This window comes from Rodentibacter myodis, assembly GCF_001999305.1.
GTDB classification, from domain to species: domain Bacteria; phylum Pseudomonadota; class Gammaproteobacteria; order Enterobacterales; family Pasteurellaceae; genus Rodentibacter; species Rodentibacter myodis.
The window spans coordinates 1-13,990 of sequence record NZ_MLHQ01000003.1; the positions used below are offsets into that span (position 1 = coordinate 1).

The window sequence follows — 13,990 nt, forward strand, 5'->3', positions numbered from 1 at the left end:
ACATACATACATACATACAAGGATTTTACGCCTTTTAAGTCTTAATCCAATAAAAGGGCGTTCTTTGATGGCACATATTCGTCGAACAAGACACATTATGATGCCATCACATCGTTCTTGTTTCTCCTATTCTGTTTTTGCCTCTCAAAATAAACCATCCCATTTAGCTCTCTAGTAGTGGCTTCACTATTCAGAGAGATTTTAGCTTTAAAAAACATGACTCACTAAAAGTCATTGTTTCTTAATTAAAGCTGTTATTCCCTATTTTAAATTAATAAGAATTAATCACTAATATTATTAAATTAGTGACAATCCCTCTTATTGTTTAAAAAACAAAGAATGCATTATTTTAATAATGCAGGAGACCTTTTTATCTCAATAATATAAACAAGGAGTTAATTATGCCTAAATTAAAAATTGCATATAGTCCGGCTGTTACCCAATATTTCTTAACGAAAAGAGATATGGTGGAAATCAAACAAACTGATTTTACTGATGTTGCGGCTATTGTATTAAATTCTTCCGACATAGATCAATTTATTGATTCTATCAAAGAAACTGAATTTAATATTCCTGTTTTTGTTGTACAAACCGATGAGCAACCACTTTCACCTGAATTTTATGATTCTGTTTACCATATCCAGGATCTCAATGGTTATGATATCCAGCTTCACAGTCGTCAAATTGAAACTGCCGCTAAACTTTATGAAGAAAAAATGCTTCCTCCATTCTTCAAAATGCTCAGCGAATATGTGGAAATGGGGAATATAGCTTTTGACTGTCCGGGACATCAAGGCGGTCAATATTATCGCAAACATCCGGCGGGGCGTTTCCTTTATGATTTCTACGGAGAAAACATTTTCCGTTCGGACATTTGTAATGCCGATGTAAAACTAGGCGATTTGCTTATTCATGAAGGCGCTGCCTGTGATGCACAAAAACATGCGGCACAAGTATTTAATTCCGATAAAACTTATTTCGTATTAAACGGTACGTCCTCTGCAAATAAAGTGGCATTAAACGCCATTCTAGCACCGGGTGATCTTGTTTTATTTGATCGAAACAACCATAAATCCAACCATCACGGCGCATTGGTTCAAGCGGGAGCAACCCCTATTTATCTTGAAACTGCCCGTAACCCGTTCGGGTTTATCGGTGGTATTGATAGCCACTGCTTTGAAGAAAGTTATTTAAGGGATTTAATCAAAGAAGTCGCACCTGAAAGTGCGGAGAAACAACGTCCGTTCCGTTTAGCCGTGATTCAATTAGGTACTTACGATGGGACTATCTATAACGCACGTCAAGTCGTAGATAAAATTGGCCATCTTTGTGACTATATTTTATTTGATTCCGCTTGGGTCGGTTACGAACAATTCATTCCAATGATGAAAGATTGCTCGCCTCTCTTGTTAGAACTTAATGAAAACGATCCCGGTATTATCGTGACACAATCCGTTCATAAACAACAAGCAGGTTTCTCACAAGCCTCTCAAATTCACAAAAAAGACAAACATATTAAAGGTCAAAGTCGTTATGTTAATCACAAACGTTTTAATAATGCCTTTATGTTGCACGCTTCCACCAGCCCGTTCTACCCATTATTCGCAACATTAGATGTGAATGCCAAAATTCAGGGTAGCGCAGCCGGTCGCCGTTTATGGCATGATTGTGTAAAAGTAGGGATTGAGGCACGTAAATTAGTCTTAAATAATTGCGAACTGATTCGCCCATTTATTCCTACGACGATAAAAGGCAAAAAATGGCAGGATTACGATACTGAAGAAATCGCAACAAACCTTGAATTCTTCAAATTCCATCCAACCGACACCTGGCATAAATTTGAAGGTTATGAAGATGAACAATACTTCGTTGATCCTTGCAAATTCTTGCTCACCACACCGGGTATTAGCTTAGAAAGCGGTGAATACGAATCTTTCGGTATTCCAGCTACCATCTTAGCAAACTACCTACGTGAAAACGGTATTATCCCGGAAAAATGCGATTTGAACTCCATCTTATTTTTGTTAACGCCTGCTGAAACCTTAACAAAAATGCAAACCTTAGTCGCCCAAATCGCATTGTTTGAAAAACATATCAAACAAGATTCATCATTACAAGATGTATTACCTACCGTTTACAAAAATAACGAGGAACGTTACAGAGGTTATACCATCCGTCAATTATGCCAAGAGATGCATGATCTCTACGTCAGTCGCAATGTAAAACAATTACAGAAAGACTTATTCCGTAAAGCGACCTTACCTGAATATGCGATGAATCCTCACGATGCCAACATTGAATTAATCCGCAACAATGTGGAATTAGTTTCACTCACAGACATTGTAGGCAAAATTGCGGCGGAAGGTGCGCTTCCTTACCCTCCGGGCGTGCTTTGTGTAGTACCGGGAGAAAGATGGAGTACAACCGCTCAACAATATTTCTTAGCGCTAGAAGAAGGCATTAATACCTTACCCGGCTTTGCACCGGAAATCCAAGGGGTCTATCTACAAAAAGATCCTGATGGACGGACTCGTGCCTATGGTTACGTATTAAATGAACATTAATCGCTAAAAAAGTGCGGTCATTTTTTAATGAGAATATGACCGCACTTGAGGAATAAATTATGAGTACAAAAAGTAATAAAATCGGTATGGTACAACTTACCATACTCACGATGGTAAATATGATGGGTTCCGGCGTTATCATGCTACCGACCAAATTAGCAGAAATCGGAACTATTTCTATCGTCTCTTGGTTAGTGACCGCAGTAGGTTCCACCGCTCTCGCTTACGCATTTGCACAATGCGGTATGTTCAGTAAAAAATCCGGCGGTATGGGCGGCTATGCCGAATATTCTTTCGGTAAAGCAGGTAACTTTATGGCAAATTACACCTACGGTGTCTCTTTGGTTATTGCCAACACGGCGATTGCAATTTCTGCCGTAGGTTACGGTTCCGAACTGTTAGGCACAGCCCTTTCACCGCTCTCCATTGCACTGTGGACAATTTTTACATTATGGCTTGCTACCGTGCTTAACTTCGGCGGTGCAAGAATTACAGGAAATATTAGTTCGTTCACCATTTGGGGGGTCATCATTCCTGTTGTTGGTATTAGTATCGTCGGTTGGTATTGGTTTGACGGTTCACAATACATTAGCGCTTGGAATCCTCATAATGTCCCAACCTTTGAAGCGATTGGAGTATCTATCTCTATGACCTTATGGGCGTTCTTAGGATTAGAATCGGCTTGCGCCAATTCCGATGCGGTTGAAAATCCGGAGAAAAACGTACCTATTGCCGTATTGGGAGGAACACTTGGAGCAGCGGTAATTTATATTGTCTCAACCAATGTGATTGCCGGTATCGTACCAAATATGGATTTAGCACAATCTACCGCCCCATTCGGGTTGGCTTTTGCCCACATGTTTAATGAAACTGTCGGTAAAGTTATTATGGGATTAATGGTTATGTCTTGTTTTGGTTCTTTATTAGGCTGGCAGTTTACCATTGCTCAAGTATTCAAATCTTCCGCAGAAGAAGGCTATTTCCCTGCATTTTTCAAAAAAGTTACCAGCAAAGACGCACCAATTATCGGTATGGTAACCATTACAGCGATTCAAACATTATTATCTTTATTGACAATCAGCCCATCATTAAATAAACAATTTAATGTATTGGTTGATTTAGCTGTGGTCACCAATGTCATTCCGTACTTACTTTCTATGGCGGCATTAGCCGTGCTGTTAAAAACGGAAAATGTACCAACGCGCAAATATAAAACAACCGTGCTCGTTGCATTTATCGGTTCGGTGTATAGCATATATGCCCTTTATGCAGCCGGTGAGCAAGCGATGTTATACGGTTCAATCGCCACTTTTATCGGTTGGACATTATATGGCTTCGTGTCTTATAAATTTGATCTGCATAAATCAATTAAACAATAAATATCTGTGACTCCATTCGCCCACCTTAGTGTGGGCTTTTTTATTGCTTCTGCTAATAAGCGTAAAGAGATTTGATGAGATAAAAAAGAAACCGTTTTTTTATCCCACGTAATTACCCTTTAACTACTTTAATAATGTGCGTACGGTTTTCAACTTGTCCAAAAATATATCCATTCGTGATTCAAACAAATTCCAAAATAAAATTATTCATAACTCTTTCTGAGTAATCCCCCTAATCTAGATCAAAAAAACTTCATTTAATTCAAACTTCCTTTTGTTGAATGAACTTAAAGTGCTTATTATGCGCATATAAATCCGAGTATTTTAATAGGATTTATTTCTAACGACATCTACTCTAACAAAGGACTTTATTATGTACTGCGTACAATGTGAACAAACGATGCGTACACCGGTGGGAAATGGTTGTAGCTATTCCCAAGGCATGTGCGGAAAAACCGCTGAAACTTCTGACTTACAGGATTTATTGGTCGCCACCCTGCAAAGCCTTTCCGCTTGGGCTATTCAAGCACGCGATTTAGGCATTATTGATAATGAAGTGGATGCATTTACGGCACAAGCTTTCTTCTCTACGTTAACTAACGTGAACTTTGACTCTCAACGTATAGTGGAATATGCACAACAAGCGATTGCTCATCGTGATAGCCTGATCAAACGTTGTCGCGAAATGAATCCAAGTATTGATGTAAAACACCCACTTGCTCATTTACAACTTGAAGGCACAACAATTACAGAATTAATCAAACAAGCAGCGAATTTTGCATTAAATACCGACCGCACTTTAATTGGTGAAGAAGTTCACGGCGTGCGTATGCTTTGCTTATATGGCTTAAAAGGCGCGGCTGCATATATGGAACATGCACACGTTTTAGGCAAATTTGATAACGAAGTATATCGCCAATTCCACGAATTTATGGCGTGGTTAGGCACGCATCCAAGCGATTTAAACGAATTATTGGAAAAAGCCCTTGGTATCGGCAATATGAATTTCCAAGTGATGAGTTTATTGGATGCTGGCGAAACGGAAACCTTTGGCAACCCAGTTCCGGCAACGGTGAACGTAAAACCTGTGGCAGGCAAGTGTATCTTAATTTCCGGTCATGATTTAAAAGACTTAAAAGCACTTTTGGAACAAACTGAAGGCACCGGCATAAATATTTACACCCATGGTGAAATGTTACCGGCACACGGGTATCCGGAATTGAAAAAATATAAACACCTCGTGGGCAACTACGGCAGTGGTTGGCAAAATCAGCAAAAAGAATTTGCTAAATTCCCCGGTCCTGTGATTATGACATCAAACTGTATTATCGACCCAAATGTTGGTAACTATGCAGATCGTATTTACACCCGCAGCATCGTTGGTTGGCCGGGAGTCACACATATTGAAAATCGCGATTTCAGTCAAGTGATCGCCAAAGCACAAGAAATGGGCGGTTTTCCATACGATGAATTAGAACATCAAATTACCGTGGGTTTCGGTCGTCAAACTTTATTAAATGCCTCTGATGCGGTGATCAACCTTGTTGCTGGCGGCAAGTTGCGCCACGTGTTCTTGGTGGGTGGCTGTGATGGTAGCAAAGGCGAACGTAGCTACTACACCGATTTCGCTCGCCAAGTGCCGGAAGATTGTGCCATCTTAACACTCGGTTGTGGTAAATACCGTTTCAATAAATTAGATTTCGGCAATATTGAAGGCTTACCGCGTTTATTGGATGTGGGTCAATGCAATGATGCCTACTCTGCCATTATGCTTGCAGTGAATCTTTCACAAAAATTGGGGATTGGTGTAAACGAATTACCACTCACCCTTGTGCTTTCTTGGTTTGAACAAAAAGCCATTGTGATTTTATTAACGCTATTAGCCTTAGGCGTAAAAAATATCTATACCGGTCCAACTGCACCGGCGTTCTTAAATGATAACGTTATGGCATTATTAAACGAAAAGTTTGGCTTACGTGGTCTAACTACACCGGAACAAGATATGGCAGAAGCCTTGGCGAAATAAGGGTTAATTGAGAAAAAGTGCGGTCGGATTTTTAGTATTTTTTCCCCTCTCCCGCAAGTGAGTGAGAAGAAACATCAAAAAACTTCACTAAAACCCACCGCACTTTCAAAAGGAAAACACGATGTCAAACAACCAAAATCCGTTGTGCTACAACGAAATGCAAGTTCATGCGATTCATCAAGAAACGGACGATGTTTTTACCATTGAGCTGATTGCCCAAGATTTTTATCCTTATGAATCCGGTCAATATGCCTTGGTAAGCATTCGTAACACACCGAATATTGTGCGTGCTTACACGCTTTCTTCTACACCCGGTATGAGCCGTTTTATCACCTTAACTGTTCGCCGTATCAAAAATGGGGTAGGTTCAAATTGGATTACCTCAGAAATTAAAGAAGGCGATCAAATTTGGTTCTCCGATCCAATGGGTAAATTCACCTGTACGCGTATTATCAGTGACCACTATTTGTTAGTTGCCGGTGGTTGTGGCGTCACCCCCATTATGTCAATGACCCGTTGGCTATTAAAAAATAAGCCGAACGTCGATGTCGTTGTGCTTTACAGCGTGCATTCGCCGAAAGATGTTATTTTTAAACGGGAATGGCATTTGTTAAAAGAACAATTTCCACAACTGAAACTCCTTATGAATGCTTCTGTAGATGCTGAAGAAGGCTTTATTTCCGGTCGTTTAAATCGCCAAATGCTTACTGATCTCATACCCAATATTGCGGATTACACCGTACTGACTTGCGGTCCTGAAAGTTATATGAACGATTTGCGTACGATGACAGAATCCCTCGGTATTCCGGCGGAACGTTTCTTCTTGGAACAATTCCATTCCTCCGCAGAAAACTGTATGTTGGACAACAGCAAGCAAGTTACCCTTTCCATCACTAATCCTGTGCCGCAAACTTTCTCTGTGCCAGTGGGCATGACGTTACTCGCCGCACTTGAAGAACACAAAGCGCCGATTATCGCCGCTTGTCGCGAAGGTATTTGTGGCTCTTGTAAAACCTTGGTGTTGAATGGTGATTATGAAGTGGAAACTAACGGTCCATTAACGGAAGCTGAAATAGCACAAGGCTATGTGCTAGCGTGTAGCTGTAAGCTGAAAGGCAATGTATCAGTGGATTTAATGCCGTAAAAATAGATAAAAATTAACCGCACTTTTGATAAGTAAATCAAAGTGCGGTCTGTTTTCACGGTGTTTTTAACTTATTTCTTCATCCACTTATCATAGATTTTTTGGTATTCACCGTTTTCTTTAATGGTTTTTAAACCTTGGTTTAAGCGGGTTTGTAGGGCTTTGTTTGATTTATGTAACGCAATGCCTACGCCGTTGCCGAAATATTTTGCATTTGTTACTTTTTCGCCCACAAATTCAATATTGGGTTCTTTGGCAATCAGATCTGCCAGCAATGCAGTGTCGCTTAACACAATGTCAATCCGACCGTTTTGTAAATCCAAAATTGCATCTTGCAAATTCACATAGGATTTTGGCGTATATTGAGGCGTTTCGGCGACAGTATATTGTTGGAAAGTCGAACCATTTTGCACGCCGATATTTTTTGCCGTAGCCAAGTTTCCTTTACCTTTTAGGCCAATATAACTTGCCGAGCTATCGTAGTAAGGATCGCTAAATAAAACCTGTTTTTCACGTGCCGGAGTAATATCAATTGCCGACATCGCGGCATCAAAACGTTTTGCTTTTAAACTTGGAATTAACGCATCGAAAGGCTGAGTTTTAAAATGGCAGGTTGCTTGGATTTCCTTACAAATCGCTTGTGCAATATCAATATCGAATCCTACCAGTTCGCCTTTTTCGGTGGTGGCTTCAAAAGGCGGGTAGCTTGGCTCGGTACCAAAAGTCAATTCTTCCGCATTTACCGTCATTCCCGCGCCTATAACAATGCTAAGTAGAAGTAATTTTTTCATTGTTTTCTCTCCTGTGTTTGCTTGTTCAACCTCAAAAAATGAATATATATTAAATATTTTTGCATTTGTATGCAATATTTATTCATAATGATGATCTTTTATCTCTATTTGGTAAAAATTAGGATTTAACTATTTCATCATCTCCATTTAAAAATTCTGTGATCCCTGTCTCAAATTTGAACATTCGTGGTTGTATTTCGCTTTTTCCTGCCTATGATCCTTGTGAAATGTTTATCGAAACGTTTCGATAACATAAAAAGGGGCTAAAATGAAAAAAACAACCTTATTAAATGCTCAGCTTTCCCATTGCATTGCCACACTCGGGCATACGGAAAGTTTAACCCTTTGCGATGCAGGGTTGCCGATTCCGGTGGATATTGAGCGAATCGATCTCGCCCTCACTGCGGGTGTGCCAAGTTTTCTTCAAACCTTAGATGTGGTAATCAGTGAAATGTTTGTGGAACGGGCGGTTATTGCAGAAGAAATCAAAGAAAAAAATCCTGAAATTTTGACCGCACTTTTGGCAAAACTTCATCACCTTGAAGCAAACCAAGGTAATCAAATTCAAGTGGAATTTGTACCACACGATACCTTTAAACAATATTCCCAACACAGCAAAGCCATTGTACGTAGCGGCGAATGTTCGCCTTATGCCAATGTGATTTTATATTCCGGTGTGCCGTTTTAATTAAAGGTGAAACAATGGAAACCTTACTCAAAATCAGTGGTGTGGATAAATCTTTCCCCGGTGTGAAAGCCTTGAGCAACGCTTGTTTGTCCGTCTATGCCGGACGAGTGATGGCGTTAATGGGTGAAAACGGTGCGGGCAAATCCACTTTAATGAAAGTGCTTACGGGCATTTATAGTAAAGATGCCGGCACGATTGAATACCTCGGCAAAGCGGTATCCTTCAACGGCCCTAAAGCCTCACAAGAAGCGGGCATTAGTATTATTCATCAAGAATTGAATTTGATTGGAAATTTAACGATTGCCGAAAATATCTTTTTAGGTCGTGAATTTAAAACGCCGTGGGGCGCGATTAATCGACAAAAAATGCAACAAGAGGCAGATAAACTTTTGGCACGTTTAGGCGTAACCCATAGTAGCCAAAAATTGTGTTCGGAACTTTCTATCGGCGAGCAACAAATGGTGGAAATCGCCAAAGCATTAAGTTTTGAATCTAAAGTTATCATTATGGATGAACCGACCGATGCCCTCACAGATACAGAAACCAGAGCCTTGTTCAAGGTTATCCAAGAACTCAAAGCGGAAAATCGTGGCATTGTTTATATTTCTCACCGTTTGAAAGAAATTTTCCAAATCTGCGATGAGGTAACCATTTTGCGTGATGGTCAATTCATCGGTGAACGTACGGTGGCAGACATTACCGAAGATGATTTAATCGAAATGATGGTTGGTCGCCGTTTGGATGAACAATATCCTCACTTACCACAATCAAAAGGGGCTTGTGTCTTGGAGGTTGAGCAATTAAGCGGCAGTGGCGTTGAGAAGGTTTCTTTCAAATTATATGAAGGCGAAATTGTTGGTGTATCGGGCTTAATGGGTGCAGGCAGAACAGAGCTTGGCAAACTTCTTTATGGAGCATTGCCGAAAACGGCGGGTAAAGTGCGGTTAAAAAATCAGGAGATTGAAAATCGCAGTCCGCAAGATGGGTTGAATAACGGCATTGTCTATATTTCTGAAGATCGCAAAGGTGACGGGCTGATTTTAGGAATGTCCGTTAAAGAAAATATGTCGCTTACCGCCCTTGAGTATTTTTCGCAAAAAGGTCACATTCGCCACCAAGCCGAAACCATGGCGGTGGATGATTTTATTTTGATGTTCAATATCAAAACGCCAAGTCGGGAGCAACAAGTTGGCTTGCTTTCCGGTGGAAATCAACAAAAAGTGGCGATTGCCCGTGGTTTGATGACGCGTCCAAATGTGTTGATTTTAGATGAACCGACACGTGGTGTGGATGTGGGGGCGCGTAAGGAAATTTATCAACTTATCAATGAATTTAAAAAAGAGGGCTTGAGTATTTTAATGATTTCCTCCGATATGCCGGAAGTGCTGGGAATGAGCGATCGTATTTTGGTGATGCGGGAAGGCAAAATCAGTGCGGAATTTTCCCGTGAAGAAGCAACTCAAGAAAAATTATTGGCGGCAGCCATCGGTAAACATAAGTAGGTAAACAGAATGAAAACCAACACATCCCGTTTCCAAGTTGGAAAATTTTTGATTGAACAACGTTCATTTATTGCACTCATTATCCTGATTGCCATCGTTTCGATAATCAATCCGGATTTTTTCAGTGTGGATAATATTCTAAACATTTTACGTCAAACCTCCGTGAATGCCATTATCGCCGTGGGAATGACGTTCGTAATACTGATTGCGGGGATCGATCTTTCTGTCGGCTCAATTTTAGCCCTCACCGGTGCGATTGCCGCTTCAATGGTAAGCCGTGAATTGCCTATTTTATTGGTTGTTCCCGCCACATTATTCATCGGTACATTATTAGGCAGTGTAAGCGGTGTCATTGTGGCAAAAGGCAAAGTGCAAGCCTTTATTGCAACCCTTGTTACGATGACGTTACTACGTGGCATAACAATGGTTTATACAGAAGGTCGCCCTATTACTACCGGCTTTTCTGATAATGCCGATATTTTCGCCGGCATTGGCACGGGGTACTTTCTTGGTATTCCTATCCCTATTTGGATTATGGCATTGGTGTTTGCCGTTGCGTGGTACATTTTGAAACACACGCCAATGGGTCGTTATATTTATGCTTTAGGTGGAAATGAATCTGCCACCCGACTTTCCGGCATTAACGTTAATAAAATCAAAGTGTTTGTGTTCGCCGTAAGCGGATTCTTATCCGCACTGGCAGGACTTATTGTCACCTCCCGTCTCTCTTCTGCCCAACCGACAGCCGGCGTTTCTTACGAATTGGATGCCATTGCCGCCGTTGTGGTGGGCGGAACCAGTTTAATGGGTGGGAAAGGCCGTGTAATGGGAACGCTTATCGGCGCATTAATTATCGGTTTCTTAAACAATGCCCTGAATTTATTGGATATTTCATCTTACTATCAAATGATAGCAAAAGCGTTGGTTATTCTGGTTGCCGTTTTAGCCGATAACTATCTTGGTATAAAAAAACCATAACTCACATTAAGGAAAAAACTATGAAAAAATTAACCGCACTTAGCACCGCTATATTATTAGGCTTAGCCGTTTCCGGCGCGGCAACCGCTCAAGACACAATAGCCTTAGCGGTATCCACCTTAGATAACCCGTTTTTTGTAACATTAAAAGAGGGCGCACAGAAAAAAGCCGATGAATTAGGCTATAAACTGGTGGTATTAGACTCTCAAAATGATCCGGCAAAAGAACTTGCTAATGTTGAAGATTTAACCGTTCGTGGTGCAAAAGTGCTTTTAATCAATCCAACGGATTCGGAAGCAGTGAGCAATGCCGTTGCTATTGCAAACCGTAATAATATTCCGGTGATTACCCTAGACCGTGGTGCGGCAAAGGGTAAAGTCGTCAGCCACATTGCCTCTGACAACGTTGCCGGCGGAAAAATGGCAGGGGATTTCATTGCTCAAAAATTAGGTGAGGGTGCAAAAGTGATCCAGTTAGAAGGCATTGCCGGTACATCTGCAGCCCGTGAACGTGGAGAAGGTTTCAAACAAGCCGTTGAAGCCCATAAATTTAATGTTCTCGCCAGCCAACCTGCCGATTTTGACCGCACGAAAGGTTTGAACGTGACGGAAAATCTCCTCTCCGGCAAAGCAGACGTTCAAGCTATTTTTGCGCAAAATGATGAAATGGCATTAGGGGCTTTGCGTGCTATTAAAGCGGCAAATAAAAATGTGATCGTAGTGGGATTTGACGGCACGGAAGATGGCGTAAAAGCGGTGAAAAGCGGAAAAATGACCGCCACGGTGGCACAACAGCCGGATTTAATTGGTTCGCTTGGCGTGATCACTGCCGATAAAGTATTAAAAGGCGAACAGGTTGAAGCCAAAATTCCGGTGGATTTGAAAGTAATTAGCGAATAATTTTACATCATTTATATAGGGCGTATCATAACGCCCTTTATAATAATCAATACATTAAAAATGTAGGATTTCAATATGAAAAAAAATCTCACTGTTCTCGGCAGTATTAATGTGGATCACGTTATTTCCGTACCTTATTTTGCCAAACCGGGGGAAACCTTAACCGGTGAAAATTACCATATCGCTTATGGTGGAAAAGGGGCAAATCAAGCGGTTGCTGCCGCACGCTTAGGGGCGAATGTCGCATTTATCGGCTGTGTTGGTGATGATAATATGGGTAAAATAATGAAAAATACTTTTTTGCAAGACGGCATTGATACCACCCACATTGCAACAATCGAACAGGAAATGACAGGAATGGCATTTATTCAAGTTGCACAATCCGGCGAAAACAGTATTGTGATTGCACGAGGTGCAAATGCTTATCTGAATGAACAAATCATACAGCAAAATGAAGCACAAATTGCCCAATCCGATTACTTACTTATGCAGTTGGAAACCCCTGTTACCGCTGTGGAACTTGCCGCAAACATTGCCAAGAAAAATGGTGTAAAAGTGATATTGAACCCTGCGCCGGCACAACCTTTATCGGATCATTTATTAAGCCAAATCGACATCATTACGCCAAATGAAACGGAAGCGGAAATCCTCACCGGCGTGCAAGTAACAGACGAACAAAGTGCGGTCAAAGCGGCGCTGGTTTTTCATCAAAAAGGGATTGAGAGTGTCATCATTACCCTTGGCGCAAAAGGTGTCTTTTTCAGCCGAAAAGGTGAAAGCAAAATAATTCGGGGTTTTCAGGTACAAGCGGTGGATACCACTGCTGCCGGTGATACTTTTAATGGTGGTTTTGTTACCGCATTACTGGAAGGCCAATCTTTTGAAAAAGCAATTCGGTTTGCGCAAGCGGCAGCGGCAATCAGTGTTACCCGACAAGGCGCGCAATCCTCCATTCCTACAAAACAAGAAACCTTGAATTTTCTTGCAAATGCCTAAAGTGCGGTTAAAAAACGGGATGTTTTTATGGCAACAATGAAAGATATTGCACGATTGGCACAGGTTTCCACTTCTACCGTCTCGCATGTAGTGAACGGCTCGCGTTTTGTCAGTGATGAAATTCGTGAAAAAGTAATGCGGGTGGTGGCAGAACTAAATTACACACCTTCTGCCGTGGCACGCAGTTTAAAAGTGAAGGAAACAAAAACGATCGGCTTGCTTGTTACAGCGACAAACAACCCATTTTTTGCAGAACTAATGGCAGGTGTGGAGCAATATTGTCAACAGCATCAATATAACCTCATTATTGCCACCACAGGCGGTGAGACCAAACGATTACAACAAAATCTGCAAACATTAATGCATAAACAAGTGGACGGATTATTGCTGATGTGTGGTGATAGCCGTTTTAATGCAGAAACAGATATTAATCCTTCCGTTCCTTTAGTGGTAATGGATTGGTGGTTTACAGAACTAAATGCCGATAAAATTCTTGAAAATTCAGAACTTGGCGGTTATTTGGCGACAAAATCGCTAATCGATGCCGGTCATAAAAAGATTGGGATCATTACCGGTAATTTAAAAAAATCCTTGGCGGTAAATCGCTTAAAAGGCTATAAAAAAGCACTCCTTGAGGCAGATATTCAACCAAATTTAGATTGGATTATCGAAAGTCATTTCGATTTTGAAGGGGGGATTGTTGGTATGCAAAGCCTTCTGTCAAAGGGGAATCGTCCAACAGCCGTATTTTGTTGTAGCGACACTATCGCCGTGGGCGCTTATCAGGCTATTTATCAACAAGGATTACGTATTCCACAAGATATTTCCGTGATTGGTTATGATGATATTGAATTGGCACGATACCTTTCACCACCGCTTTCAACAGTGAGCCAACCAAAAGCCGAACTTGGCAAACTTGCCGTAGAAATCTTATTACAGCGTATCAAAGAGCCAAAGCGTGATTATCAAACAATCACTTTGAATCCCGATTTAATTTTGCGGCAATCTGTTCAGGCTATCTGA

The 13,990-nt window shown here is 41.0% G+C and carries 12 protein-coding genes; 11 read left to right on the forward strand and 1 reads right to left on the reverse strand.

From position 1 onward, the window contains the following. Positions 1-22 precede the first annotated feature (22 nt). From speFL to hcr, 5 genes are all read left to right on the forward strand, one after another. Positions 23-175: a leader peptide SpeFL gene (gene speFL, locus BKL49_RS01125; RefSeq protein ID WP_341860617.1), complete on the forward strand. Its 153-nt coding sequence runs from the start codon at positions 23-25 to the stop codon at positions 173-175. Positions 176-401: 226 nt separating this feature from the next. Next, positions 402-2,564 (forward strand): ornithine decarboxylase SpeF, encoded by a 2,163-nt coding sequence (gene speF, locus BKL49_RS01130; protein ID WP_077422809.1) that lies wholly within the window; start codon positions 402-404, stop codon positions 2,562-2,564. Between the two features lie 59 nt (positions 2,565-2,623). Next, positions 2,624-3,943, forward strand: coding sequence for a putrescine-ornithine antiporter (gene potE / locus BKL49_RS01135; protein ID WP_077422810.1), 1,320 nt, complete (start codon positions 2,624-2,626; stop codon positions 3,941-3,943). A 373-nt stretch (positions 3,944-4,316) separates the two neighbouring features. Then, a complete protein-coding gene (gene hcp / locus BKL49_RS01140; protein WP_077422811.1) occupies positions 4,317-5,969 on the forward strand; it encodes a hydroxylamine reductase in 1,653 nt (550 codons plus the stop codon). 121 nt (positions 5,970-6,090) lie between these two features. Beyond that, a complete protein-coding gene (gene hcr, locus BKL49_RS01145; protein WP_077422812.1) occupies positions 6,091-7,113 on the forward strand; it encodes an NADH oxidoreductase in 1,023 nt (340 codons plus the stop codon). 71 nt (positions 7,114-7,184) lie between these two features. Here the strand turns inward: hcr and BKL49_RS01150 are convergent, their stop codons facing one another. Next, on the reverse strand, positions 7,185-7,904 hold the full coding sequence (locus BKL49_RS01150) for a lysine/arginine/ornithine ABC transporter substrate-binding protein (protein ID WP_077422813.1): 720 nt from the start codon (positions 7,902-7,904) through the stop codon (positions 7,185-7,187). Between the two features lie 268 nt (positions 7,905-8,172). Here BKL49_RS01150 and rbsD point away from each other — a divergent pair, with 268 nt between their 5' ends. From rbsD to BKL49_RS01180, 6 genes are all read left to right on the forward strand, one after another. Beyond that, entirely contained in the window at positions 8,173-8,592 is a 420-nt protein-coding gene (gene rbsD, locus BKL49_RS01155) for a D-ribose pyranase (protein WP_077422814.1), read from the forward strand. A 14-nt stretch (positions 8,593-8,606) separates the two neighbouring features. Continuing rightward, entirely contained in the window at positions 8,607-10,094 is a 1,488-nt protein-coding gene (rbsA, locus tag BKL49_RS01160; protein ID WP_077422815.1) for a ribose ABC transporter ATP-binding protein RbsA, read from the forward strand. Between the two features lie 9 nt (positions 10,095-10,103). After that, positions 10,104-11,072 (forward strand): ribose ABC transporter permease, encoded by a 969-nt coding sequence (gene rbsC / locus BKL49_RS01165; RefSeq protein WP_077422816.1) that lies wholly within the window; start codon positions 10,104-10,106, stop codon positions 11,070-11,072. A gap of 20 nt (positions 11,073-11,092) precedes the next feature. Next, entirely contained in the window at positions 11,093-11,971 is an 879-nt protein-coding gene (gene rbsB / locus BKL49_RS01170; RefSeq protein WP_077422817.1) for a ribose ABC transporter substrate-binding protein RbsB, read from the forward strand. 75 nt (positions 11,972-12,046) lie between these two features. Continuing rightward, the gene (rbsK, locus tag BKL49_RS01175; RefSeq protein WP_077422818.1) at positions 12,047-12,967 is read left to right on the forward strand and encodes a ribokinase; all 921 of its coding nucleotides are present in this window, start codon (positions 12,047-12,049) and stop codon (positions 12,965-12,967) included. A 27-nt stretch (positions 12,968-12,994) separates the two neighbouring features. Then, entirely contained in the window at positions 12,995-13,990 is a 996-nt protein-coding gene (locus BKL49_RS01180; RefSeq protein ID WP_077422819.1) for a substrate-binding domain-containing protein, read from the forward strand.